This is a genomic window from Pseudarthrobacter sp. KH_020_B, from assembly GCF_057840185.1.
The window spans coordinates 3,082,759-3,107,432 of record NZ_CM174506.1 but is presented as its reverse complement, the minus strand read 5'-3'; the positions used below and the strand labels follow the sequence as shown (position 1 = coordinate 3,107,432).

Genomic DNA, 24,674 nt, shown 5'->3' with positions numbered 1-24,674 from the left:
CCTTCAGCTCCGTGAAGGACCTGGAAGAGACCATGGAGCGGTACATCGAGAACTACAACAAGGACGCCAAGCCGTTCACCTGGACAAAATCCGCGGAGTATCTATTGGGCAAAATGAAACGTAAACAAACCATAAACACGGAACACTAGCAGCCTCAGCCAACATAACGACGCCCCCAATTGCATTGTCGTCGCTCTGCGACTGCTGCTGCAAAGTAGTCCGTCCTCTTCGTATCCATCTTGGTGTCGCGGCTGGAGCTAGCGGAACGTGATAGCAGACCCCGTCGTAGCGTTATGACTTATAGAACCGTGTTGAAAGTTCTGTTCACAGCTGGAATCCGTCAGCTTGCACCGGGCATTTTCCGTAGGGTAGCCGAGTCTACCGTTTTCGTACCCCAAGGTTGCCCAAGTTGCTCGAATGCCTCCCCAAGTTGCAAACGCGCCGATGCCGGGAGAATAGTGAATGGCTCCGCCTTGGAATCCCTGATAGCATCCGTCGTCTACAAGGCCACAAATCTCGTTGCTTATTGGGTAGCCGAGTTTGCCGTTTTCGTAGCCTAGATTGCCCCAAGCCGCACGGATTTCCCCCCACGAAGCGTACGCGGGGCTACCGGGGATGTGATGGACGGTGCCGCCCTGGAAAGCTTGATAACAGCCCCCAGCGCTCAGGCCACAAATTTGGTTGCTGGTGGGATAGCCAAGTTTACCGTTTTCATACCCCAACGATCCCCAAGTCGTTCGGATTGCGGCAGCCGTGGCATAAGCGCCTACAACTGGCGAATAGTGAATATCGCCGCCCTGGAAGTTTTGGTAACAACCACTCCTCGATAGGCCACAAATTTCGTTGCTTGTTGGGTAGCCGAGTTTGCCGTTTTCATACCCGAGGCTGCCCCAGGCCTCGCGGATGCCTCCCCAAGTTGCGTATCCTCGGCTGCCGGGGATGTAGTGGACAGTGCCATGTTGAAACGCTTGGTAGCAGCCCCCTCCGCTCAAACCGCATTTTTCGCTGCTTGTCGGGTAGCCGAGTTTCCCGTTTTCGTAGCCGAGGTTGCCCCAGGCAGCCCGGACTGTGCCCATCGTGGCATGGGCGCCGGTTTCCGCTGTGTAGTGGATTGTTCCACCTTGGAATGCTTGGTAGCAGCCAGCGCCAGTAAGGCCGCATGTTTCATCGCTGCTGGGGTAGCCGAGTTTGCCTGTTTCATACCCGAGGGTGCGCCACGTCGCAAAAATCTCCCCAACGGTACCGCGGGCACCAGTGCCCGCGGTGGAGTGGACCGCTCCACCTTGGAATGCCTGGTAGCAGCCGCCTCCGGTGAGGCCGCAGATTTCGCCGCTGGTGGGGTAGCCGAGTTTGCCCCTTTCGTAGCCCAGGCTGCCCCATTTGCTGCGGATTCCTCCCCATGTTGCTTGGGCTCCTGTTGCAGGGGTGTAGTGGATGTCGCCGCCTTGGAACGACTGGTAGCAGCCGCCTCCGGTGAGGCCGCAGATTTCGCCGCTGGTGGGGTAGCCGAGTTTGCCCCTTTCGTAGCCCAGGCTGCCCCATTTGCTGCGGATTCCACCCCATGTGGCCTGGGCTCCTGTCGAAGGGATGTAGTGGATGTCGCCGCCTTGGAACGACTGGTAGCAGCCGCCTCCCGTGAGGCCGCAAAATTCGCCGCTGGTGGGGTAGCCGAGTTTGCCCCTTTCATAGCCCAGGCTGCCCCATTTGCTGCGGATTCCACCCCATGTGGCCTGGGCTCCTGTTGCAGGGCTGAAGTGGATGTCACCGCCTTGGAACGACTGGTAGCAGCCGCCTCCCGTGAGGCCACAGAATTCGACGCTGGTGGGATAGCCGAGTTTTCCGTCGCCACGTCCGTTGGCAGTCCACGCGGCACCAATTGGTCCGTTCATGTCGACTGCATACCCCGACGCGAACAACTTCAGGCTCATGTAGTCGCCATTCCAAACATTGGAATCACCGGCCAGCGGGCCGGTGCTGCTGTATTGCCAGATGCTGTAGTCGCTCCAGCTGGACGGTACGGGGCCTGCATTGTTGGTCGGCGAACTCGGGTAGGCTGCTACCCACAGTGGGTAATCCCCAAATCCTGCAGGGTCGCCAAGACACTGCCTCCACCACGAGGTGTTGGTATAGATTGCGGGCAAGCGACCCGTCATCGACAGCATGGTATAACCGAAGTCACGGACCCAAGACGTCAACTGGGCAGGCGACATTCCATAGCACGTGTTGCCGAAATAGAAGCCGTTGATGGTACGGCCCTCGTAGGGGTTGAACTCAAAGTCCAGCACTGGCGGCAATGTGTATCCATCGGCGGTCCAGCCCCCACCGTTTTGAACGAAGTAGCGTGCTTGATCCGCGCCGGAGGACCAGTTGGGGATGGCGAAGTGGTAGGCCCCTCGGATCATGCCAACGTTCCGTGAGCCTTGGTACTGGGATGCGTAGGTGGGGCTCGTGTAGTAATTACCTTCACTCGCCTTGACGTAGGCGAACCTCGCACCCATGTTCCACTGCTGCTGCCAGTCCACGCTGGGCTGGTGGCTGCTGACATCAAGCCCCTGGACGCCAAATGTCGGCATCCAGGTTCCCTCCGCGGACAGGGCCTCGGTGCTGAGTTTCTTCAGGCTTGCCGACGGGGACGAGGCTGTCACCCGGGCGGACCGCTGTCCCATTTCTGCACCGCCAATGCCCACAGCCTCAGCCATAGCGGCTTTGGCAGCGTCGGATTCCGTGTGCGGTACAGGGGGAGTCACTGTAGTCGGAGCAACGGACGGGTCCGCCGAGGGAGGTGCGGTGGTCGGTGCTATCTTAACGGCGACGGTAGGAGTCACTTCCCGAGCCGGACTGGGCGAAGCTGTGGCACTCGAGTCAGGCGTCGGAGTCGGACCTGAATCAATGGCGACGGCGATGCCTGCCAGCCCTGGGGCCGCCACGAGAGCAGCAGCCAAGACTGCTGTCCCCAGGATTTGCAGGAGGGGACGGTGATGGATTGACTGCTTCCGCTTCATTTTGACTCCGGGGACAGTGAGACGCTGCCGTCGGCGCATCACTAGGGGTTGCAGTTCAGGAGACACTGAACTGGGAATATCGGGACTTAATGCGCTTACCCTAGCACTGCTGTGTCTGCTGCAACCAGAGTTTCCGGTGTGACCGATGTGAATGCTTATACCCGGTGCGAACGCGTTGAGGTGAAGGGCCGCCATATTCGTAGTGGTAGGTGGATGCTCATAAGCTGTGATGCATGAAGGTATTGGTCACCGGCGGCGCCGGCTACATTGGATCGCACACCACGCTTTGTCTCCTCGAAGAAGGACACGACGTCGTGGTGCTCGACAATTTGATGAACTCGAACCCTGAGTCACTGCGGAGAGTGGAGCATCTGACGGGCCGGGCTGTCGACTTCAGGAAATTGGACCTTCTTGATGCTGAGGCGGTCGACAAACTCTTCGCCGAGGGTGGCTTCGAAGCAGTCATCCACTTTGCCGGGTTGAAGGCCGTGGGGGAGTCGGTCGAGAAGCCGCTCTGGTATTACCAGAACAACGTTGTGGGAACGCTGAACCTGCTGCACAGCATGGATGCCCACGGTGTCCATCAGTTAGTGTTTAGCTCCTCGGCCACCGTGTACGGCGCGTCCGAAGAAGTGCCGCTCATCGAAAAAGCGCCCTTGGACGCCACCAACCCCTATGGCCGCACCAAGGAACAGATCGAAGACATCCTTTCTGACTTGGGAGCTGCTGACCCGAGCTGGAGTATCGCTTTGCTCCGTTACTTCAACCCGGTGGGTGCGCATGAATCTGGCTTGATTGGCGAAGATCCCAGTGGCATCCCCAACAACCTGCTGCCGTTCGTTGCACAGGTTGCCGTGGGCCGCAGGGAAAAGGTTCTGGTCTTTGGTAATGACTACCCCACGGCCGATGGTACCGGTGTACGCGACTACATCCACGTCATGGACTTGGCAGCTGGCCACCTGGCCGCACTTGGCTACTTGGCGAACAAAAAGGGCGTATTCCGTTGGAACCTCGGCACCGGCAAGGGGTCGTCCGTCTTGGAAGTGATTGAGGCCTTCGGCGCCGTTGTCGGCCGGCCCATCCCCTATGAGTTTGCAGATCGACGCCCGGGGGACTCGGCGGTCAGCTACGCCGATCCGTCGGCGGCGTTGGCCGATCTGAGCTGGGCTGCTCGCCGAGACCTGCGTCAGATGTGCGAAGACCACTGGCGCTGGCAGAATTCAAACCCAATGGGTTACATCCAGGTCGGTTGAGGCCGGCGCGCTCCGAGACTTGCTACGACGGGCCCGTCCCCAATTGTTATCCACAGCCCGCTCCATATGACTTGGCGGCGTGCTGTACGCTCCCTAGGCTGTACCCAGTTGAACTGCCTCCGCCGGGGGCGGCAGTTGTATTGGGGAACAATATGGACGCCGTGCGAATCGTTGAAGACGAAGTCCGCGAGCTGATCCGCCGTCGGGGTCTTGATCCGTTGCGGCAGGCGGGCGAGGTCCGTCGTCTCGTTGAGGCGGCTGTCAGCGACTACGACGAACGCGCCCTCATGGGGCCGCTCCCTCCGATTGGTCCGCTGGAGGCCGCGCGCAGATTCGTCTTTGACGCGGTGGCCGGGTTCGGTGTCCTTCAGCCGCTGCTGGACGATCCGACCATCGAGGAAGTCTGGATCAACGCGCCCAACGAAATCTACGTCGCCAGGAACGGCGAGTCGGAACTGACCTCCCTTAGCCTCACTGACCAGCAAGTTCGCGATCTCGTGGAACGCATGCTCAAGAGTTCCGGCCGCCGACTGGACATGTCATCGCCCTTTGTGGATGCAGCCCTCCCCGACGGTTCCAGGCTTCACGTGGTCATTCCGGATGTCACCCGCCGTCATTGGGCTGTGAATATCCGCAAGTTCGTGGTGAAGGCCAGCCGCCTTGAACACCTCGTCGAACTGGGCACGCTGACATCGCAGTCCGCACGGTTCCTCGGCGCTGCGGTATCCAGCGGACTGAACATTCTCGTGTCGGGCTCCACTCAGGCGGGCAAGACCACCATGCTCAACTGCCTGGCTGCGAGCATCGGCAGCCGTGAGCGCGTCATTACGGTTGAGGAAATCTTTGAGCTCCAGTTCCCGCTCCGGGATGTGGTGGGCCTCCAGTGCCGGCAGCCCAACCTCGAAGGCGAAGGCGAGATCCCACTGCGCAGGCTTGTCAAGGAAGCCCTCCGGATGCGCCCGGACCGACTGGTCGTGGGCGAAGTACGGGAAGCGGAAAGCCTCGACATGCTGATCGCCCTAAATTCCGGCATGCCGGGGATGTGCACGGTTCACGCAAACTCAGCTCACGACGCCGTCACCAAGATCTGCACGCTTCCGTTGCTCGCTGGCGAAAACATCTCGTCTGCGTTCGTGGTTCCCACCGTAGCGTCCTGCATCGACCTCGTGGTCCACTGCAGCCGGCTCGCCAACGGCCGCCGCCAGGTAACCGAGATCCTTTCCCTTGGCCGCCGGGTGGAAAACGGCATCATTGAGTCCTCCATGGTTTTCGCCATGGAGGATGGCCAGCTGCAGCCGCGGGCCAACTCCATGCCCGCGGCGGAGAAGTTTGCCCGCGCAGGGTACGACGTCGCGGCGCTGCTGGAGCCGCGCTGATGGCGCCGCTCTTAGGGGTGCTTGCGGGCGCCGGGCTCTTCCTGATCTGGTGGTCGTTCTGGGAAAAGCCGGCGGCGCAGAAGCGCCGGCCCAGGACCAGCCGCTTCGAGGACCTGCTGGCCTCTGCCGGAATCGAAAAAGTCACCGGAACCGGCCTCGTCGCGTCATGCCTGGGACTGGGCATATTTGTGGCTCTCATCTTCTTTGTGGTCAGCCGGTCATGGCCGATATCCGTCTGCTTCGGACTGTTCGGCGCCTGGCTGCCCGTCAGCATTGTCCGGTGGCGGGCGAACAGGAGAACCGCCGTCCTACGCCAGCTTTGGCCGGACGTGGTGGACCACCTGCGCTCAGCCATCCGCGCCGGGCTCTCACTGCCGGAGGCCCTGATCCAGCTGGGGGAGAAGGGCCCAGAGGAGCTCCGGCATGTTTTCCGGGACTTCGGAGCTGACTACCGTGCCGGCGGGCAGTTCGATGCATCCCTTAACAAGCTCAAGGACCGGCTGGCGGACCCGGTAGCCGACCGGATTGTCGAGGCACTCAGACTGACCCGTGAAGTGGGAGGTTCGGACTTGGGGAAACTGTTGGGCACGCTCGCGGAATTTCTCCGGGAAAATGCGCGGACCCGCAGCGAGCTCGAGGCCCGGCAGTCCTGGACTGTCAACGCCGCCAGGCTCGCAGTTGCCGCTCCCTGGATCGTTATGCTCCTCCTGGCCGCCAGGCCTGAAGCCGTGAATGCCTACAACACGCCCATGGGCGCCGGCGTCCTCCTCGGCGGGCTCGTTGTGTCGCTGGTCTGCTACTCCATCATGCTCCGCATTGGCGCCCTTCCGCAGGACGAACGGGTGCTGCGATGAACGGGATCTCTGCGGCTGCGATTGCGTGCGGCATCGTCCTCGGGACGGGCCTGTGGCTGCTCTTCGTCCGCTTGCCCTTTATGCGGCCGCTCACATTCGTCGAGCGCATCGAGGCGCAGCTGAAATCGCAAAACCTTGAATCGCGGTTGCTGCGGGCCAGCGGGCAGAACGCCACGCCATTCGGACCGCTGGAACGGATCGTGCGTCCCCTGCTTCACGACGGGCTCGCCGCCCTGGGGAGATTGAACCTCGGGTCAAAGGCGCTGACCCGCAGGCTCGCCCAAGCCGGCATCAACAAATCACCCATAGATTTCCGGGCCGAGCAGCTCCTTTGGGCCGCCGCGGGATTCGCCGCCGCACTGGCCGCGGTGGTGCTGGGCGCGGTAGCCGGCCGGTTCAGTCCCTTCCTCGCGGTTGTGGCCGTCCTCGGAAGCGCGCTCGGCGGGTTTCTGTTCCGTGACTTCTGGTTGGGTGTACAGATAACTAGGCGGGAATCCCGGATGATGGCGGAATTCCCCAGCCTTGCCGAGCTGATGGCACTGGCTGTCGGTGCCGGTGAAAGTGCCACCGGTGCACTGGACCGGGTCTGTCGCAGTGCCAGTGGGGAACTCGCCAAGGAGTTTTCCAAGATTCTTGCCGAGACCAGGGCAGGGAAACCGCTGGTGGAAGCGCTGCAGGAATTCTCCGCCAGGACAGACCTTGGCCCGCTGGTCAGGTTCGTTGACGGCATCATCGTCGCGGTCGAGCGGGGCACGCCCTTGGCAGATGTGCTGAGGGCTCAGGCCCAGGACGTCCGGGACACGGCAAAACGGGACCTCATGGAATCGGCCGGCAAGAAAGAAATCGCCATGATGGTTCCTTTGGTCTTTGGTGTCCTCCCCCTGACAGTGGTGTTCGCGGTGTTCCCCGGCATCGCGGCCATCAGCCTCGGACTGTAGCCATGACCATGTCCACAGCTCTCATATCCCTTAACGACCACGTCACTTACGCCGCTTCACTTCAACAACGATTGGGACCGAAATGAAAAACATGGGAATCTCGAGCAGCGTCTGGCTCCTTGCGTTGCTGGCCGGCCTGTGGTCATGGGCGAGTAGTACCAAGTCGGATCGGAGTTACGCCCGGAAGGGCTCCGACGCGTCTGTCCAGGACCACCCGGAGCGTGGCGACGTGCCGGGTTGGGTAATGATCACCCTGATGTCCGCAGTCCTGGTGGCGGCGTTGCTGGCCCTCGCTGGCCCGGCCCTCGAAACGATGTTCAACCAGGCCATGGACAAGGTCGGAAAGTAAGACATGCAGGGCGCCAGCCAGTGCACGTCCAGCCGGGAACCGCGCCGGTCCCGGATCGGCGCTGAGCTGGGCTGTCGCCGCGATGAACGTGGCTCCGCCGTGGTGGACTTCGTCATGGTGGGCGGCCTGCTCACCATGTTCTTCCTGGCGATCATCCAGCTGACCCTTGTTCTGCACGTCCGGAACACCCTGATCGACGCTGCCGCCTCCGGGGCGCGCTATGGAACGCTCGCGGACCGGGGAGCGTCAGATGCCGAAGAACGAGCGGCAATGCTGATTGGAACCACGCTGAACGCTGACTTCGCACAGGACATCAGTACTACCGAAGCGACGTTCCAGGGCCTGCGGACCTTGGAAGTGACCATCAAGGCTCCCATGCCCGTCATCGGGCTCATCGGCCCACGGGACGTCTTAGAGGTGAAGGGCCATGCGGCAATCCAGCCGTAACACCTTCCGGACCCGCCTCGACATCAGCGTCCGCCTCAAGAACAGGTTCAGCGAGGCGCTCTGCAACGAGCGCAGGGAAGAGGGGAGTGCGGTGGTCGAATTCACCTTCCTCGCGCTGCTCCTGATGGTCCCGTTGGTCTACTTCATCATCACCGTGGGCCAGATCCAGGGTGGGTCCTTTGCCGTGGTCGGCGCCGCTGACCAGGCTGCGAAGGTGTTCGTGGCCCAGCCGGATGCAGGGTCTGCCCAGGCCGCCGCCGAGCAGGCAGCTCTCATCGCCCTCGCGGACTTCGGCCACGATGCCGGGCAGGCACGTGTCTCCACCCGCTGCGACCCTGCCGACTGCCACGCCGCGGGCACGGCCGTCACCGTCACCGTCAACCTCACAGTTCCGCTGCCCTTCGTGCCGTTCAACGACGATTTCAGGCTCCAGGCCAGCGAAGTTGAAGCCTCCTCCACTCAACTCGTGGGCAGGTTCCGGTGACCCCAAAAACCAGGCCCAAGGAACCGGACGAGGACGGCCAGATGATCGTCATGATTATCGGCTACGTCCTGCTGGCCACGCTGGTGGTCACAGTGGTCATCGGCATTTCCAGCGTCTATCTCGAACACAAGCGGCTGTTGTCACTGGCCGACGGCGCCTCGCTGGCGGCCGCCGACAGCTACACCTTGGGCGAAGTCGGGGGAGAGGGCGGGAGCCCCTCAGCCGTCTTGGGTTCTGGACGCGTCCGCACTGTCGCGGCCGACTTCATCGCCCGGAGCCCGTCCTCGGACCGGTTCGACGGGTTAGCCGTTTCAGCGGCGACCGGCAGCCCTGACGGGTCCACCGCCGTCGTGGTTCTCTCAGCGGTTGTCCACCCGCCGATGGTGAACTTCCTGGTGCCTGATGGCATCAGAATCGAAGCTGCCTCCACGGCCCGTTCCCGGCTCACGCGCTAACAGGATGCGTAGAAGTCAGGAGAAGTCAGGCACTCCGGCCGGATAGCGTAGGCTTAAACAACCATGGCCAATATTGATTTTTCCGCAGAAATCCGCGCTCTTCGCGCCACCTACACCTCCATCGAGCGAGTCAGTGATGTTGAGGCTCTGAAGGAAGACATCGCCGAACTGAGCGAACGCGCCGGCGAGCCGGACCTGTGGGATGACCCCGCCGCGGCGCAGAAGATCACCTCACGCCTATCGCACCGCCAGTCCGAGCTGGAGCGGCTGAACAGGCTGGTGTCGCGGATCGATGACCTCGAAGTGCTGGTTGAGCTCGGCCAGGACGAGGACGACGCCGACTCCATGGGCGAAGCGGCCGCCGAACTCGAGTCGATCCGGAAATCGCTGAAAGACCTCGAAGTAGTGACCCTTCTTTCTGGGGAATACGACGAACGTGAAGCCGTGGTTTCCATCAGGGCAGGGGCGGGCGGCGTTGACGCGGCAGACTTCGCCGAAATGCTGATGCGTATGTACCTGCGCTGGGCCGAACGCCACGGGTACCCCACCACCGTGATGGATACCTCTTACGCCGAAGAGGCGGGGCTGAAGTCCGCAACCTTTGAAGTCAAAGCACCGTATGCCTTCGGTACGTTGAGCGTTGAAGCCGGAACGCACCGACTGGTAAGAATCAGCCCGTTCGACAACCAGGGCCGCCGCCAGACATCCTTCGCCGCCGTCGAGGTCATACCGCTCATCGAATCCACGGACTCCATCGACATCCCGGACAACGAGATCCGGGTGGACGTGTTCAGATCCTCAGGCCCGGGCGGGCAGTCCGTTAACACCACGGACTCCGCCGTCCGCCTCACCCACATCCCTACCGGCACCGTGGTGTCCATGCAGAACGAAAAGTCGCAGCTCCAGAACCGGGCGGCAGCCATGCGCGTCCTGCAGTCCCGCCTGCTGCTCCTGAAGAAGGAGCAGGAAGACGCTGAAAAGAAGGCGTTCGCCGGCGATGTCAAGGCGTCCTGGGGAGATCAGATGCGCTCCTACGTCCTGAACCCTTACCAGATGGTCAAGGACCTCCGCACCGAACACGAGGTGGGCAACACGTCCGCAGTGTTCGACGGCGAAATTGACGACTTCATCGACGCCGGGATCCGCTGGCGCACTGACAACCGCAACGCCGAGAAGTCGTAGCCGCTGTGCCTACCCGGTAGGCCCTATCCCGCGACACACCCCCGAAGCCCCCGAAATCCGGCCAAAAGGCTGCGTATAGTCGAGGAGCCGGGGCTCTACTTCCCCCAAACGAATGCCCGCGCGCCGGCTGCAGATCTGGGCTGTATCAGCCGTGCCCTGCAGGGTACTTAGGGCCATGATCCGATTCGAAAATGTCACCAAGGTCTACGACCAGTCGGCCCGGCCTGCGCTGGACAATGTCAGCCTTGAGATTGACCGTGGTGAATTTGCCTTCCTCGTCGGTGCTTCCGGCTCCGGCAAGTCCACGTTCCTGCGGCTGGTGCTGAAGGAAGACCGGGCCTCCTCAGGCGCGGTGTACGTGGCCGGGCAGAACGTCGCCAAGATCTCCAGCTGGCGCGTGCCCAGGCTCCGCCGCGGCATCGGTGTGGTCTTCCAGGACTTCCGGCTCCTTCCGCAGAAGAGCGTGTTCGCCAACGTTGCGTTCGCGATGCAGGTCATCGGGAAGAGCCGCAGCGTCATCCGCGACACCGTTCCTGAAGTCCTCAAGACCGTGGGCCTGGAAGGCAAGGAGAACCGCCTTCCCCATGAGCTTTCCGGCGGCGAGCAGCAGCGTGTGGCCATTGCCCGCGCGGTAGTCAACCGCCCCGGCATCCTCCTCGCCGACGAACCCACCGGCAACCTGGACCCCACCACCTCCATGGGCATCATGGGCGTGCTGGACAAGATCAACCAGAACGGCACCACCGTGGTCATGGCCACGCACGACGACGACATCGTCAACGAGATGCGCAAGCGTGTGGTGGAGCTTAAGAACGGCATCGTGATCCGCGACGAGGCCAAGGCGTTGTATACCTCGATGATCCCCGTGGTGGGCCAGTCCCGCCGGCTCAAGGACGCCAGCGGCCGGGACGAAACCGTGCCGCAAGCATCCGGGGAGCGCAATCCCGGCGCAGGGGAGGAACAGCGATGAGGCTCGCCTTTGTCCTCGGTGAAATCGGCAGCGGACTGCGCCGCAACGTCTCCATGGTGGTCTCGGTCATCCTGGTCACCTTTGTCTCACTGACATTCGTGGGTGCCGCAGGCATGCTGCAGCTCCAGATCAACCAGATGAAGGGCTACTGGTACGACAAAGTCCAGGTTGCCATCTTCCTCTGCAGTGACGGTTCGACGGCGGCCGGTTGCGCCACAGGGCCGGTCACCCCGGAGCAGCAGGACAACCTGCTGACCCTGCTGGAATCACCGGCCGTGGTCCAGTACGTCAACGATTTCCAGTTCGAGTCCAAGGAAGAGGCCTACAAGCACTTCAAGGACCAGTTCTCCAATTCTCCGATCGTCGACTCCGTCACGCCGGACCAGCTGCCTTCGTCCTTCCGGATCAACATGAAGGATCCGGAAAAATACCAGATCATCAGCGAGACGTTCTCCTCACAGCCCGGCGTCGAAACGGTCATCGACCAGCGCCAGCTGCTGGAGCGGCTCTTCTCCGCCATGAACGCAGCCTCGCTCGTGGCCGTCAGCATCGCCGGCGTGATGATTGTCTGCGCCATCCTCCTGATCGCCACCACTATCCGGCTCTCGGCCTTCAGCCGCCGCCGCGAGACCGGGATCATGCGCCTGGTGGGCGCTTCCAAGGTGGTCATCCAGCTGCCGTTCATCCTTGAAGGCGTGATCGCGGCGGTGATCGGCGCCGCCCTGGCCTCGGGCACGCTGTGGGCAGTGTCGCACTTCTTCCTGGGCGAATTCCTCTCCAAGCAGTATCCGGACACGGCGTTTATCTCGCCGGGGCAGACGCTTATTCTTGCGCCTGCCTTGCTGATCCTTGGCGGATCCTTGGCAGGAATTTCGTCTCTCTTGACCTTACGCAGATATTTGAAGGTCTAGGCTGTGCAAACCGAACAAGGAATCCTGATGAACGAATTGCACCGAACTGCGCCCCGGCGCCGGGCCGAACGCCGACGACCTCTAGGCCGCCGCGCCGGCCTGATCAGCGGCGTCCTGGCACTGCTCCTCGCCGCCAGCATGGGTGCGTCAGCCCCCATGGCGCACGCCGATGAGCTCGACGACAAGAAGGCAGCCCTTGAGGCTGAGGCCGCCCGGGTCCAGCAGTCGCTTGAATTCGTGGACTCGCGCATCGCGAAGGCCGCCGGCGACCTGGTGATCTACCAGGGCCAGCTTCCCGGCGCCCAGCAGGCACTCCTTGAGGCACAGGGGCGCGTGGCCAGTGCGGTTAAGGAAGTTGAAGCGCTGACGGCGAGGGTTGATCTTGCGCAGCAGAATAAAGCCAAAATTACCCAGCAACTTGAGGCTGACAAGCAGAAGATCGCGGACACCAAGAAGCTGATCGGCCAGATCGCCACCCAGGCTTACAAGTCCGGCGGCGTCCCGTCGAACCTGACCCTGTTCTTCGGGCCAAATAACGGCGGCAGCCTGACCGACACCATGGACCTCGCGGACCAGGCCATGCGCAGCCAGAACGCGGCTATGGACAAGCTGTCCCAGCAAAGCGCCACCAATGTGAACTCGCAGGCCCGGCTTGAAGCTGTTGAGGCGGAGATCAGGGACCTTAAGGCCAAGGCAGACGCCGCTTTGGAGCGTGAGAAGGCTGCCCGTGACGAGGCGGCTGCGAAGAAGGCCCAGGTTGACCAGCTGATCGCCGACACCATCCGCCTTGACGCTGAACTCCAGGCAGCGAAACCAGGCATCCAGAGCCAGATGGCCGCTGTTGCAGCAAGCCAGAACGCAATAGCCAACGAAATCGCCGAACGTGACCGGAGGCTCCGCGAGCAGTGGGAAGCAGAGCAGCGCCGGCTCGCGGAGGCAGCCGCTGCCGCCGCCCGTGCACAGGGCCAGGCCGTCCAGCCGTACGCTCCGGTGACGGGATCGCCGTCGGCCTTTGGCCTGCGGCACCCCTTCTCCGGTGACGTGATAATCACGTCAGGCTTCGGCTGGCGTGCCACGCCGCCGGGAAGCATCGACTTCTATGGCACCGGCGGGTACCTCCACACCGGCATCGACTTCGGCGCAGCCTGCGGCACCCCGGTCTACGCTGCGGCAGCCGGCGAGGTGTTCTCCTCAGGTTGGAGTTCCGCCGACGGCGGCGGCTGGCGGGTGAAGCTCTCCCACGGCGTGGTGCAGGGCAACTCCCTGACCACCATCGTCTACCACAACAGCAGCGTCGTCGTCTCGAACGGCCAGCAGGTTTCCGCCGGTCAGCTCATCGCGTACTCGGGCAACACCGGTAACTCGACGGGGTGCCACGCACACTTTGAAACCTGGCTCAACGGGGCTGCCGTGGACCCGATGATGCTGCTGTAACGCCGGTCCGCGCCTGCCGTAGACTGGTATGAATCCGCGCCGGACCGGCCGGAGCCAGCCAGGATCCAAGAACTAGGAGTTCCACCGTGCCCAAAGAAAGTGGCCGTAAAGTTGTGGCCACCAACCGCAAGGCCCGGCATGACTACCATGTGCTGGACACTTATGAGGCCGGCATTGCCCTGATGGGGACCGAAGTCAAGTCGCTGCGCGAAGGACACGCGTCCATGGTGGACGGTTTTTGCACGTTCTACAACGACGAGTTGTGGATGGAGGGCATCCACATCCCGGAGTACAACCAGGGGAGCTGGACCAACCACTCCGCACGCCGCCGTCGGAAGCTGTTGCTGCACCGTGAGGAGCTCAACAAGATCTCCGTGAAGATCCGGGAGTCCGGCTTCACCGTGGTTCCGCTGCAGCTGTACTTCCTCGATGGCCGGGCCAAGGTGGAAATCGCGATCGCCCGCGGTAAGCGGGAGTACGACAAGCGCCAGACCCTGCGTGAGCAGCAGGACAACCGCGAAGCCCTTCGCGAGGTCCGGGAACGCAACCGCCGGTAGGAATGATTTCCGCCGGGCATGCGTTATGCTAGATAGTCCGGCAGGGATTTGTGCCTGCACAGCCTGGCCGGTTTGATAACAAAATACGGGGATGATCGGTTTCGACGATGTTAGTCGCGACAGGTGAAGCGGGCCGAGGATGCAGAATTATCTCGTAAACGCTGTCTGCAAACCAATAAGTGCCAAATCAAACCGCACTGACTTCGCTCTCGCTGCCTAAGCAGTAAGACAGTCCGTCAGCCCGAGGTTGCTATTGCCCCGGATCCTGGCGTCATTTAGATAGCCACTGCTGCTTGCCTCCGTCATCGGGGCAAACGGGACTCTTAGATGACTGGGCCCGGATCAGCCACCTGTTTGCAGGAGGGCTGGGGCCGAGAAAATCCGACGCAAACTGCGCCCGGAGAAGCCCTGTTAACACAACATCGGACGGGGGTTCAATTCCCCCCATCTCCACATTTTGAATGTCGCAAGACATTGCCAGAAGACCCGGACCCCGCGTCCGGGTCTTCTGGCATTTAAGCGTTTGCCGCCCTGTTCACCCACGGCGTAGCCGTTCCGGGACTACGGGGCGCCACCGCGTGGTTGTCGCCAATAAGCTTCGGCGCAGCATAAGGTCTGGAAGCCGGAGGCAGCAACGCCAGCCAGGAGGTGCGCCATGGACCCGGCGCGGGAACCCAACTCAGCAGCGGCCGACGACGGTCCGCTGGACTCGTATTCGGAGACCGTCATGCGCGTGGCTGAGACAGTCACCCCGCATGTTGCGGCCATTGAAATGACCGGCAACCGACGCAACGGCCGTTTCCGTATGGGCGCCGGCTCGGCGGTGCTCTTCACGGAAGACGGCTACCTCCTCACCAATTCACACGTGGTGGCCGGGACGCAGCAAGGCCACGCGTCCTTTGCGGACGGCAGCCGGACCGATCTTGAACTGGTGGGGGCGGACCCCTTGTCCGACCTCGCGGTGGTCCACGGCAGGGCACCGAAAGTGGCCCCGGCGCAGTTCGGCGATGCCGAGACGCTCCGGGTGGGCCAGTTGGTCATCGCGGTGGGAAACCCGCTGGGCCTGGCCGGATCAGTCACGGCGGGTGTAGTCAGCGGCCTGGGCCGCGCCATTCCGGTGTGGTCCAGCGGCAACCGGCGCGTGATCGAGGACGTCATCCAGACCGACGCGGCACTCAATGCAGGCAGTTCCGGCGGAGCCCTGGCCGATACCCACGGCCGCATCGTGGGAATCAACACCGCAGTGGCTGGCGCCGGGCTGGGCCTGGCCGTGCCCATCAACACCACCACGCGGCGCATCATCTCGGCGCTGCTGAAGGACGGCCGTGTCAGGCGGGCTTATCTCGGGGTTGTCAGCACACCCTTCCGGCTCAATGCCAGCGCGGTGATCAGGACGGGACAACGGGACGGGCTGCGCGTGGTGGAGGTCCTGGCTGGCTCGCCTGCAGATCGTGGGGGCCTGCGGGCAGGTGACGTCATCCTGACAGCCGGAAGCCGCCCCGTCAGCAACGCCGAGAGCCTGCAGAAGCTGCTGTTCGCCGATGCGATCGGCCGGCCGCTGCCTATTCGAGTGCTGAGGGACGGTCAGGAAGTGGACATTGTGGCAGTGCCCGAAGAGATGGCCGGGAACGGGTAAACCGCTACCGGCGCTTCTTCAGGTGCGCTACCGGGTCCTGCGGGCCTTCAATCGGGCTCTTGGCCTTCTTCTCCGCGCGTTTTTCCTTGATGGTTTTGACCGGCTTCTTGTGCAGCTGCTGGTGTGGTGACTTGTCCGGCATGGCGTGCTCCTTACAACAGGGGGACGGGCTGCGTCCCACTTCGTAAAATACGCCTGTTCAGCCCCGAATGAAATGCCCCGATTCAGTCCGGAACTGCAACGTCCGCGATTCCCACAAAACGGGTCCCGACGCCGTCGAACTCGCTCCTGATGAGGCCCGGCCGCAGCGGCGGCACCTCATCCGGGGCATGGTGCTCGCACACCACATACGTGAATTCCGGCCACCATTTTTTGGGCCGCGCCGCTTCCTCGTAGCCGCAGACGGCGCATTCCAGGTGCACCCAGACAGGACGCTTGCCGGTCCGGTTGGCCCGCGACTGGATCAGCCAAGCCGGCGGGTTGTCGAGGATTTCGCCCAGCTCCGCCTCGGTCAGTCGTTTTGGGATGCCATGGCGCTGGGCCATTTCCATCGGTACATCAAGGGCAATTGCCGCGTCGCGTCTGCTAATCATCAGAGTCAACGATACGGGACCGGGCCAAACCCGAAAGAGTCTCCTACGACGCCAGGGCGATGCCCGCAGCCGCAGCGGCAAATCCGGCGGCCAGGTTGGCGCCGATGTTCAGGGATGCCACCGCGAACCGCGACTCGCTCAGGAGCCGCACGGTGGCGGTGGTCCACGAACTGAACGTGGTGAGCCCGCCTGCCAGGCCTGTGGCGACGGCGGTCTGCCACTCGGGTGCGAGTCCGAGCCGTCCGGTGATGCCTATGGACAGCCCCATAATCAGGCACCCGGCCACGTTGACAGTGAGCGTGGCCCACGGCCAGTGCCGCGGCGTACCACTGGGCCCGACGGCGGCACGGAGCCCCTCGCGGTGGGCGAACCAGCTGTCGACGGCGAAGCGCAGCAGGGCGCCCGCCATGCCGAACACTCCCACCAGGACCGCGCCCATCACGGCGCTGTCCCCGCCCGGTCACCCTGCAGCCGGTCGGCGAGCAGCCGCCCGGCCCGCCAGCCACCGGCCGCGGCGCCCAGGCCCAGCAGCAGGGACAGCCCCAGGTACGCAATCCACACGGAATGTTCGCCGCCCCTGGCCAGCTGGTCAATCGAGAAAACCACCGCAGAGAACGTGGTGAATGAGCCCAGGAGTCCTGGCCCGAGGCCGGCGCGTAGCCAGAATGCAGTCTGCGGCCGGGACATCCAGACTGTGGTTAGGCTGGCCAGCACAAAACTTCCGGTGACGTTGATGGCCAGGGTGGTCCACGGCATTGCCCCAGCGGTTTCTGGAAAGGCGAGACCCAGGCCGTACCGGAGTTCCGTTCCGGCCAGGCCGCCCACCGCCACGGCCAGCCAGGCCCGCCAGTGCGGCACGCGGGCGTTCGTCATTCAGCTGTCGCTGAGCGTGCAGCCCGCGTGGGGGTGGTCGCTGTGGACCCAGAGTGCAGCGGTGACTTCATCCGCGAGATCGAAGTCCTGCTTCCGGCCGGCATTGCTGATCCGCACCACCAGCGCGCCGCCGAACGGTTTGCGGCCTACAACCTCCACCTCGGCGTCGAGAGCGATTTCCTCGGCGGAAAGATACCGCAGCAAATCAGGGTTCTCGTCGCTGATGCGGGTGATCCGGCCGGTGTGGCCGGGATCGAGTTGGCCGAGCAGGTGGGCCTCGGGCAGCAGCACCGTGCCGTCCGCGGCGGGGATCGGGTCACCGTGCGGGTCACGTTGCGGGTTGCCGAGTTTTGCCGCCATGCGCTCAATAAACGTGTCCGACACTGCGTGCTCCAGCAGTTCGGCTTCGTCGTGGACTTCGTCCCAGCGGTAACCGAGCTCATGCACGAGGTAGGTCTCAATGAGCCGGTGCCGGCGCACCATGGACAACGCCAGCCGGACCCCGGAGTCCGTGAGGGTGATGGCGCTGTACGGCTTGTGGTCCACCAGGCCCTGGTCCTTGAGCTTGCGGACCATCTCCGAGACCGATGAGTTTGCCACCCCCAGGCGTTGCGCGAGCTGCGAGGACGTAATGGGTTTGTCCTGCCACTCCGTGAAGCCGTAGATGACCTTGACGTAGTCCTCGATCGAGGAGGAGGGCGCGCTGGTCTTCACGCCTCCAAGCCTACCCGGTGGTCCGCGCCCCTCACGCCCTCGTGGCCCGCCACGTCAGCGTCAGGTACGGCAGGCTGATGTCCTCTTCCACGGCGTGCCCCAAGTGCTCGTGCAGATACCAGTCCAGGTTGGCCAGGACCTTGCTTCGGGTGGCTTCGCCGGCGCGCAGGTAGTAGCTGCGGGACTTTGTCAGTTCCAAGATGTCTTCCGTACTGAGGCTGTCCTCCCACCGCGTCACATGGCTCTCGAGGCCTTCAAACTCCGGCCCGACCACCGGGCGGAACCCGGGCTTGTAGACGTCGCCCGCGTGCATGATTCGGGACAGCCGGTGGACCCACGGAACAGACGTGTCCAGCTGGTTCCAGATCAGCCCCAGCGTTCCGCCGGGCCGCAGGATCCGCGCCAGTTCGGTGCTCGCGGGTATTGGATCGCACCAGTGCCAGGCCTGCGCAACGCTCACGACGTCGAACGAGGAGTCGGCCAGCCCTGTCGCCTCCGCGGTGCCCTGTGTCGCGTCCACCGCCGGGTAGTGGGCCCGCAGCTGTTCAAGCATGTCCGGCGACGGGTCCACGGCGGAAACCGCCAGGCCGCGTTCAAGCAGCAGGGCGGTGAACTTGCCGGTCCCGGCGCCCACGTCCGCCGCGTCCCTGGCTCCGGCAGGGATCAGCCAGTCCGCTGATTCGGCAGGGTAGCCAGGGCGTACACGCTGGTAATGTTCGCCGCCGTCCTGGAAACTCTGTCCGAGTTCCAGGCGGCGTCCGTGCTCAAGCCTGGGGCCACCCCGTGCCACGTGCGGCCTCCTTCAACTGTGCCCATCGGTATCCTTCGAATTTACCGCATGGGCCGCAGCCGCCTCGTCAGACTTCAGGTCCGGTCAGGAATCAGGGCAGCCGCCTGGTCAGGAATCAGAGAAGGAAAGCGTCAGTCAGTCGTCAAGGCACGGAGCCGCGCCGGCAGTGCCCGGGGTGTTGGGCGCCCAGTGCGGGTAGGTGCGCGTGTCGTTGGCCGGAACCCAGCGGCCCGCGTCCACCACGTAGTCCCAGCCCAGTCCGGTCTGGCGGAGTTGCTCCAGGCCAGCAAGGAGCCGCTGAACATCCTCCAACCGGGAACCCACGCCGAAACTGGCCCGCAGCGAACCGGAAGGAAGGCCGAGGCGCTTGAGGAGCGGGTGCGCGCAGAAGCGGCCGTCCCGGAGGCCAACGCCGTGCTCAGCGGATAGGTAGGCGGCCACGAGGCCGGCGTCGTATCCGGCCACGGAGAAGTTGACCACGCCGATGGTGCCGGTTTCAGCGTCCGTGTCCGAGAAGATCTGGTGCACGGTGACGCCGTCGATTTTCCCGAGCCCGTCCACCAGGAATGCCCTGATGGCCGCTTCGTGGGCGTGCCAGCGGTCCTGGTCCAGGGACGCGATCACCTGGGTGGCGCGCGCCAGGGTGGCCGCGCCCAGGACGTTGGGGGAGCCGCCCTCGTGCCGGGCCGGACCGGTGGCCCAGCTGACGCCGTCGAGCCTTGCCTCGCGGACGGCGCCGCCGCCGGCCAGGTGCGGCGTGCCGGCGTCGAGCCAGTCTGTGCGGCCCACCAGGACCCCGGAGCCGAACGGCGCGTAGAGCTTGTGGCCGGAGAAGGCGAGGTAGTCGACGTCGTCGGTGCTGATATTGATGCGCCGGTGCGGCGCGAGCTGCGCGGCGTCCACCACGATCCGCGCGCCGTACTCATGGGCCAGTCCGGCCAGGGCCTTGACCGGGAGGATTTCGCCGGTGACGTTGGAGGCTCCTGTGACTGCGAGGAGGCTGACGTTGCCCTGCTCAAGTTCGGCGCGGAGGACCTCGATGGTCCCCGCGATGGTGTCCGCGGCGACGACGCTGCGGTGCGGGACGCCCTGCCACGGCAGGAGGTTGGCGTGGTGCTCGATGTCCAGGTACAGGACATCGCCATTCGGGCGCCCGTCCGTGGCCGGCAGGCAACCCGCCAGCAGGTTCAGCGAATCGGTGGTGTTCCGGGTGAAGATGACGGAGTCGTCCGGGCGCCCGCCCACAAAGTCGCGGACGACGTTCCGGGCGTTCTCGTACACCGAGGTGCTGATCTGCGACGCGTAGCCGGCGCCGCGGTGGACGCTGGCGTAGAACGGCAGGATCTCGTTGAGGTAGGCGGACACCACGGAGAGGGCGGGGGCGGAAGCGCCATAGTCCAGGTTTGCGTACCGGACATGGCCGCCCTGGATCAGCGGGGCCTGGATTTCCGCGCCGGTGACGGCGGAAAGGGGGCGCCCGGCGATGGCGGCGGCATCGTTGAACAGCGCAGCGGCGTTGGCGGGGGCGTCGTTGTTGGGAGAAACGCTGGCGGGGGAGACGGTGGCAGTTGTCACGGAGACCTCACTCTAAAAGGACTCCCGGTACGGGGAATCCGCGCTTGCCGCGTCCATTCCGGACCGGCCTGGTCGTCACCCGGGGCACCCCACCGCGAATGGAGGGTTGCCGGCCAGCAAACCGGGGTTTAGCGCTGGCACTCGTGACCTGTTAAGAGCGTAGAACATCTGGCCCTGCAGAAAAGAAGCCCGGCCCAATGTTAAGGACTTTGTTACGCGCGTTTGAGGAACGGCGTATTTGTCGAAGATACGACGGCGGACGCCCCCTTTGAGGAGGCGTCCGCCGTCGATAATTCGCAAAAAGTGCCTAGAGGAGATCGTCCAGGTCCGGGTTCAGCCGCTTGAGCACCTCTGAGTGCAGGATGGAGTTTGTGGCCAGGGCGTTGCCGCCGAACGGCCCGTCCTGCCCCTCCAAAGATGTGAAGCGGCCGCCGGCTTCCACCACGATGGGCACCAGGGCAGCCATGTCGTAGAGGTTCAGTTCGGGCTCGCAGGCGATGTCCACGGAGCCTTCGGCCACCATGCAGTAGGACCAGAAGTCACCGTAGGCGCGCGTGCGCCACACGTCCTCGGTCAGGCCCAGGAACTCATCCAGGTTGCCGCGTTCCTTCCAGCCGCCCAGGCTGGAATAGGACAGGGAGGCATCCGAAAGTTTGGAGACGTCCGAGACGCGGAGCCGTGTTGCGGCGGCGAGGGACTTGCCCATGTACGCGCCGGAACCTTTGGCGGCCCACCAGCGTTTGCCCAGTGCGGGCGCGCTGACCACTCCCACCACGGGTTCGCCTTCGTCCACGAGGGCGATCAGGGTGGCCCAGACCGGGACGCCGCGGACAAAGTTTTTGGTGCCGTCGATGGGATCAATGATCCAGCGGCGGGAACCGTGGCCGGAGCTGCCGAATTCCTCACCCAGCACGGCGTCGCGGGGACGTGAGCGGGAGAGCTGGCCGCGGATGGCTTCCTCCGCGGCCTTGTCCGCGTCCGTGACCGGCGTCAGGTCCGGCTTGGTCTCGATGTGGAGGTCCAGGGCCTTGAAGCGGCTCATGGTCTGGTCGTCCACGGAATCGGCCAGCACATGGGCGAGGCGCAGGTCATCGTTGTAGCTCGAAGCGGGTTGGATCATGGTTCCAAACTACCGCCTCGGGGCGGCGGGGTTGGGGACGTCGGCGTTCCGCCGCTAGCCTATGCTGCCCAGTTCCTTGGTTTCCTGGCCAACCAAGCGGGGATCAGAGCCCAGCAGCCGCCGCAGCGACGCGAGCCGGGCCGGGCCGGTGGGGCCCGCTTGACCAGAAGTCACCCAGGCGTCCACTCCGCAGTTGACGGCCGCGGTGTTGTGCTTGCAGCCACGCTCGCAGGCATCCGTGCCCGGCTCCAGGTCCGGGAAGGATCGCAGGATCCGGTCCGGGTCCACATGGGCCAGGCCGAACGAGCGGATGCCAGGGGTGTCGATGATCCAGCTTCCGGCGGGGGCTCCGGTCAGCTTCAGGGCAAGGGCCGACGACGACGTGTGGCGGCCGCGGCCGGTCACCGCGTTCACGCCACCGGTGGCCCGTTCGGCCCCGGTGAGCGCATTGACCATGGTGGACTTGCCCACGCCGGAATGCCCCAGCATCACCGAGACTTTGCCCTCGAGGTAGGCGCGGAGCTGCGAAACTGCGTCACTGTCCAGGCGGGCCGAGAGGCCGTCGTCGGAGCGGGCATCGATACCGGAGGCCTCTGAGTCCGAGGTGCGGCTGATGATCACCGGGAAGTCGAGGTGCTCGTAGTTGGACAACAGTTCCGCGGGATCCTTGACATCGGCCTTGGTGACAAGCAGCAGCGGCTCGATGCCGGCGTCGTAGGCGGCCACCAAGGCACGGTCGATGAAGCCGGTGCGCGGCTCAGGGTTTGCGGCGGCCACCACCACCACCAGCTGATCGGCGTTGGCCACCACCGCACGCTCGATCGGATCAGTGTCGTCGGCGCTGCGGCGCAGCAGGGTCCGGCGGTCCTGGATCCGGACCAGGCGGGCCAGGGTGTCGGGCTCTCCGGAGACATCTCCAACGAGGGAGACGAAGTCGCCGGCCACCACGGGGGAGCGGCGGAGTTCGCGGGCCCTGGCCGCGATGATGATCCGCTCGTCGCCGGAGTCTTCGCCGACGACGGCGGTGTACCGGCCGCGGTCAACGGTGATGATGCGGCCCGTGACGGCGTCGTCGTGGCTGGGGCGGTCCTTCGTGCGCGGCCGGGAGCCCTTTTTGCTGGGCCGGATCCGGACATCGGACTCGTCCCAGGAATCAGTGCTGCGTGCCACCAGTGGGACCTTCCGTGGCGTCGTCTGCAGCCGCGCCCTGGGCGAGCATGTTGGCCCACATCTGCGGGAATTCCGGCATGGTCTTGGCCGTGGTGGCGATGTCCTGGACCTCGATACCCGGAACCGCGAGGCCGAGGATGGCGCCGGCGGTGGCCATCCGGTGGTCGGCGTAGCTGTACACGACGCCGGCGTGCAGCTTCGCCGGCCGGATCACCAGGCCGTCGCTGGTTTCCTCCGCGTCGCCGCCGAGCCGGTTGATTTCGGTGACCAGCGCGGCCAGCCGGTCAGTCTCATGGCCGCGCAGGTGCGCGATGCCGGTCAGCCGTGAAGGTCCGCTGGCAAGGGCACAAAGGGCCGCCACAGTGGGGGCCAGTTCGCTGGTTTCGTCAAAATCCGCGCCCTTGATTTCGGGGCCGCCGGTGACGGTCAGGACGCCCTTAGCCAGGCTGACGTCCGCGCCCATGTCCGCCAGGATGCTGCGCCAAAGGTCTCCCACCTGCGTGGTGCCAGTGGGCCAGTCCGGAATCCGGACAGTGCCGCCCGAGGCCAGCGCCGCGGCCAGGAAAGGCCCGGCGTTGGAGAGGTCCTGCTCTATGCGCTGATCAAAAGCGCGGATGGGGCCCGGTGCCACCACCCAGTGATTCGGCAGGGAATCGTCCACTGATACACCGACGCCGCGGAGCACGGCAACGGTCATGTTGATGTGGTCCAGGCTCGGCACGGGCTTGCCCACGTGCTCCAGGTGGAGTCCGTCGGTAAACCTGGCGCCGACCAGCAGGAGGGCCGAGACGAACTGTGACGACGCACTGGCGTCGATAACCAGGTGGCCGCCCCGGACTTCCCCGGTACCTTCAACGGTGAACGGCAGCGACGAGGGGGTCCCGCCGTCGTCCGCGGTCAGTGCCACGCCGAGAGCCTTCAGCGCCTCGATGATGGTGCCCATGGGGCGTTTCCGGGCGTGCGGGTCGCCGTCGAAAACACTGACACCGTTGCGCAGCGCCGCAAGCGGCGGAACAAAACGCATCACTGTTCCGGCGAGGCCGCAATCAATCTGCGTCCGTGACGACGGCGCCTCCTGGCTCAGGGGCGTGACCTCAAGGTCCGGCCCGAACGCGCCGTCGCCGGGCACCTCCGTGATGGTGGCTCCCAGCTGGCGGAGGGCCTCGATCATCAAGGAAGAGTCCCGGGAGTGCAGGGGTGCACGGAGGCGTGACGGCCCGTCAGCCAGTGCGGCCAGGACCAGGAACCTGTTGGTGAGGGACTTTGAGCCAGGCACCGTGACTGTGGCGTTGATGGGCCGGCTAGCAAAGGGGGCCGGCCAGTGCGGAACAGCGTCCGTGGAGTTGGGTGGGTCGGTGGCTGCGGGCGGGGTGGAACCGGTCATCCGTCCTTACGCCCCCGTTGCGTGTTCCACCGCGCGGCGCACGGCCTTGTCCGCCTTGTGGAGCTTCTGTCCGGTGGTCTTCCGGGCACCGGCGGCAGTCTTCCTTGCGTCCGCAGCGAGGTGCTCGGCACGCCAGGCGAGGCCCGGCTTTCCGGCGGTGTCCACGGAGGCCAGCAGGGCGCCGCCGCTGAGGGAAATATTCTTGAGCAGCTGGTTCCGGCGGGCCTCGCGGCCTTCCTTGGTGGTGATGTCCGCGCTGCGCCATTCCACAAAGGTGTTCAGGAGCGAGATGACGGTCAGCAGTGTTGCCGAGAGGCGGCTGAACTTGCCCAGGCCGAACAGTACGCCGGCACCCACCTGCGTTCCGCCGATCACGCGTGCCAGCATCTTTTCGTCGGCCTGGAACGGCAGCGACGCGGCTGCCTTCTGCAGGAGCGGCGAGAGCTGGGTGGCGGTGTCATCGGCGTTCTTCAGCTTGTCCAGTCCGGCGACTACGAAACTGGAGGCCAGCATGGGGCGGGCGAGAGTACGGACAAAGGACATGGGTTTCCTCCTGGCTGGACGAACCGCACCGGATGCGGCGGAGTCCGTTCTAGTCTTGCACTTT

The 24,674-nt window shown here is 64.3% G+C and carries 26 protein-coding genes, 1 other RNA gene and 1 riboswitch; of the genes, 15 read left to right on the top strand and 12 right to left on the bottom strand.

Annotated features, from left to right (window positions below; translation table 11 throughout):
* Positions 1 to 257: 257 nt before the first annotated feature.
* Entirely contained in the window at positions 258 to 2,573 is a 2,316-nt protein-coding gene (locus AC3IT0_RS14345; RefSeq protein WP_489320417.1) for a GH25 family lysozyme, read from the bottom strand.
* 662 nt (positions 2,574 to 3,235) lie between these two features.
* Here AC3IT0_RS14345 and galE point away from each other — a divergent pair.
* The 15 genes from galE (at position 3,236) to AC3IT0_RS14270 (ending at position 15,848) form a co-directional block, all read left to right on the top strand.
* Positions 3,236 to 4,255, top strand: a complete 1,020-nt coding sequence (gene galE / locus AC3IT0_RS14340; protein WP_489320416.1) for a UDP-glucose 4-epimerase GalE — start codon at positions 3,236 to 3,238, stop codon at positions 4,253 to 4,255.
* A gap of 152 nt (positions 4,256 to 4,407) precedes the next feature.
* A complete protein-coding gene (locus AC3IT0_RS14335; protein WP_489320415.1) occupies positions 4,408 to 5,631 on the top strand; it encodes a TadA family conjugal transfer-associated ATPase in 1,224 nt (407 codons plus the stop codon).
* Positions 5,631 to 6,485: a type II secretion system F family protein gene (locus AC3IT0_RS14330; protein ID WP_489320414.1), complete on the top strand. Its 855-nt coding sequence runs from the start codon at positions 5,631 to 5,633 to the stop codon at positions 6,483 to 6,485. The genes AC3IT0_RS14335 and AC3IT0_RS14330 overlap by 1 nt, the downstream gene beginning before the upstream one ends.
* Positions 6,482 to 7,423, top strand: a complete 942-nt coding sequence (locus AC3IT0_RS14325; RefSeq protein WP_489320413.1) for a type II secretion system F family protein — start codon at positions 6,482 to 6,484, stop codon at positions 7,421 to 7,423. Before AC3IT0_RS14330 ends, AC3IT0_RS14325 begins: the two co-directional genes overlap by 4 nt.
* 82 nt (positions 7,424 to 7,505) lie before the next feature.
* Positions 7,506 to 7,772, top strand: coding sequence for a hypothetical protein (locus AC3IT0_RS14320; protein ID WP_489320412.1), 267 nt, complete (start codon positions 7,506 to 7,508; stop codon positions 7,770 to 7,772).
* A gap of 114 nt (positions 7,773 to 7,886) precedes the next feature.
* Complete coding sequence (locus tag AC3IT0_RS14315) at positions 7,887 to 8,219, top strand: TadE family protein (RefSeq protein WP_489323805.1); 333 nt, start codon at positions 7,887 to 7,889, stop codon at positions 8,217 to 8,219.
* Positions 8,200 to 8,703 carry a hypothetical protein gene (locus AC3IT0_RS14310; RefSeq protein WP_489320411.1) on the top strand — a complete coding sequence of 168 codons (504 nt, stop codon included), beginning with the start codon at positions 8,200 to 8,202 and terminating at the stop codon, positions 8,701 to 8,703. The genes AC3IT0_RS14315 and AC3IT0_RS14310 overlap by 20 nt, the downstream gene beginning before the upstream one ends.
* A 41-nt stretch (positions 8,704 to 8,744) precedes the next feature.
* Entirely contained in the window at positions 8,745 to 9,158 is a 414-nt protein-coding gene (locus AC3IT0_RS14305) for a pilus assembly protein TadG-related protein (RefSeq protein ID WP_489323804.1), read from the top strand.
* Positions 9,159 to 9,221: 63 nt separating this feature from the next.
* The gene (gene prfB / locus AC3IT0_RS14300; RefSeq protein WP_489320410.1) at positions 9,222 to 10,340 is read left to right on the top strand and encodes a peptide chain release factor 2; all 1,119 of its coding nucleotides are present in this window, start codon (positions 9,222 to 9,224) and stop codon (positions 10,338 to 10,340) included.
* A 175-nt stretch (positions 10,341 to 10,515) separates the two neighbouring features.
* Positions 10,516 to 11,310 (top strand): cell division ATP-binding protein FtsE, encoded by a 795-nt coding sequence (gene ftsE, locus AC3IT0_RS14295; RefSeq protein ID WP_489320409.1) that lies wholly within the window; start codon positions 10,516 to 10,518, stop codon positions 11,308 to 11,310.
* On the top strand, positions 11,307 to 12,221 hold the full coding sequence (gene ftsX / locus AC3IT0_RS14290) for a permease-like cell division protein FtsX (protein ID WP_489320408.1): 915 nt from the start codon (positions 11,307 to 11,309) through the stop codon (positions 12,219 to 12,221). The genes ftsE and ftsX overlap by 4 nt, the downstream gene beginning before the upstream one ends.
* A 27-nt stretch (positions 12,222 to 12,248) precedes the next feature.
* The gene (locus tag AC3IT0_RS14285) at positions 12,249 to 13,655 is read left to right on the top strand and encodes a M23 family metallopeptidase (RefSeq protein WP_489320407.1); all 1,407 of its coding nucleotides are present in this window, start codon (positions 12,249 to 12,251) and stop codon (positions 13,653 to 13,655) included.
* An 86-nt stretch (positions 13,656 to 13,741) separates the two neighbouring features.
* Positions 13,742 to 14,212 carry an SsrA-binding protein SmpB gene (gene smpB / locus AC3IT0_RS14280; RefSeq protein ID WP_426990276.1) on the top strand — a complete coding sequence of 157 codons (471 nt, stop codon included), beginning with the start codon at positions 13,742 to 13,744 and terminating at the stop codon, positions 14,210 to 14,212.
* A gap of 87 nt (positions 14,213 to 14,299) precedes the next feature.
* Positions 14,300 to 14,668: a transfer-messenger RNA gene (gene ssrA, locus AC3IT0_RS14275) on the top strand.
* A gap of 199 nt (positions 14,669 to 14,867) precedes the next feature.
* Positions 14,868 to 15,848, top strand: a complete 981-nt coding sequence (locus tag AC3IT0_RS14270) for a S1C family serine protease (protein WP_489320406.1) — start codon at positions 14,868 to 14,870, stop codon at positions 15,846 to 15,848.
* 4 nt (positions 15,849 to 15,852) lie between these two features.
* On the opposite strand, the gene AC3IT0_RS14265 is transcribed toward AC3IT0_RS14270, so the two are convergent.
* The 11 genes from AC3IT0_RS14265 to AC3IT0_RS14215 all read right to left on the bottom strand — a co-directional run bounded on the left by AC3IT0_RS14265 (position 15,853) and on the right by AC3IT0_RS14215 (position 24,610).
* Positions 15,853 to 15,990, bottom strand: coding sequence for a hypothetical protein (locus AC3IT0_RS14265; protein ID WP_185260969.1), 138 nt, complete (start codon positions 15,988 to 15,990; stop codon positions 15,853 to 15,855).
* Between the two features lie 82 nt (positions 15,991 to 16,072).
* Positions 16,073 to 16,441 (bottom strand): hypothetical protein, encoded by a 369-nt coding sequence (locus tag AC3IT0_RS14260; protein WP_056343264.1) that lies wholly within the window; start codon positions 16,439 to 16,441, stop codon positions 16,073 to 16,075.
* Between the two features lie 43 nt (positions 16,442 to 16,484).
* Entirely contained in the window at positions 16,485 to 16,880 is a 396-nt protein-coding gene (locus AC3IT0_RS14255) for a fluoride efflux transporter FluC (protein ID WP_489323803.1), read from the bottom strand.
* Positions 16,880 to 17,314, bottom strand: coding sequence for a fluoride efflux transporter FluC (locus AC3IT0_RS14250; protein WP_489320405.1), 435 nt, complete (start codon positions 17,312 to 17,314; stop codon positions 16,880 to 16,882). The genes AC3IT0_RS14255 and AC3IT0_RS14250 overlap by 1 nt, the downstream gene beginning before the upstream one ends.
* The gene (locus tag AC3IT0_RS14245) at positions 17,315 to 18,028 is read right to left on the bottom strand and encodes a metal-dependent transcriptional regulator (protein WP_489320404.1); all 714 of its coding nucleotides are present in this window, start codon (positions 18,026 to 18,028) and stop codon (positions 17,315 to 17,317) included.
* A 31-nt stretch (positions 18,029 to 18,059) separates the two neighbouring features.
* Positions 18,060 to 18,818, bottom strand: a complete 759-nt coding sequence (locus AC3IT0_RS14240; RefSeq protein WP_489320403.1) for a class I SAM-dependent methyltransferase — start codon at positions 18,816 to 18,818, stop codon at positions 18,060 to 18,062.
* 135 nt (positions 18,819 to 18,953) lie between these two features.
* Complete coding sequence (locus tag AC3IT0_RS14235; protein WP_489320402.1) at positions 18,954 to 20,393, bottom strand: aminotransferase class V-fold PLP-dependent enzyme; 1,440 nt, start codon at positions 20,391 to 20,393, stop codon at positions 18,954 to 18,956.
* 35 nt (positions 20,394 to 20,428) lie between these two features.
* Positions 20,429 to 20,542, bottom strand: a riboswitch (SAM riboswitch).
* A 158-nt stretch (positions 20,543 to 20,700) separates the two neighbouring features.
* A complete protein-coding gene (gene hisN, locus AC3IT0_RS14230; protein WP_489320401.1) occupies positions 20,701 to 21,513 on the bottom strand; it encodes a histidinol-phosphatase in 813 nt (270 codons plus the stop codon).
* Between the two features lie 54 nt (positions 21,514 to 21,567).
* Complete coding sequence (gene rsgA, locus AC3IT0_RS14225) at positions 21,568 to 22,683, bottom strand: ribosome small subunit-dependent GTPase A (protein ID WP_489320400.1); 1,116 nt, start codon at positions 22,681 to 22,683, stop codon at positions 21,568 to 21,570.
* Positions 22,667 to 24,067: a 3-phosphoshikimate 1-carboxyvinyltransferase gene (aroA, locus tag AC3IT0_RS14220; RefSeq protein WP_489320399.1), complete on the bottom strand. Its 1,401-nt coding sequence runs from the start codon at positions 24,065 to 24,067 to the stop codon at positions 22,667 to 22,669. Before aroA ends, rsgA begins: the two co-directional genes overlap by 17 nt.
* 6 nt (positions 24,068 to 24,073) lie before the next feature.
* On the bottom strand, positions 24,074 to 24,610 hold the full coding sequence (locus tag AC3IT0_RS14215; RefSeq protein WP_489320398.1) for a DoxX family protein: 537 nt from the start codon (positions 24,608 to 24,610) through the stop codon (positions 24,074 to 24,076).
* Between the last annotated feature and the right edge of the window lie 64 nt (positions 24,611 to 24,674).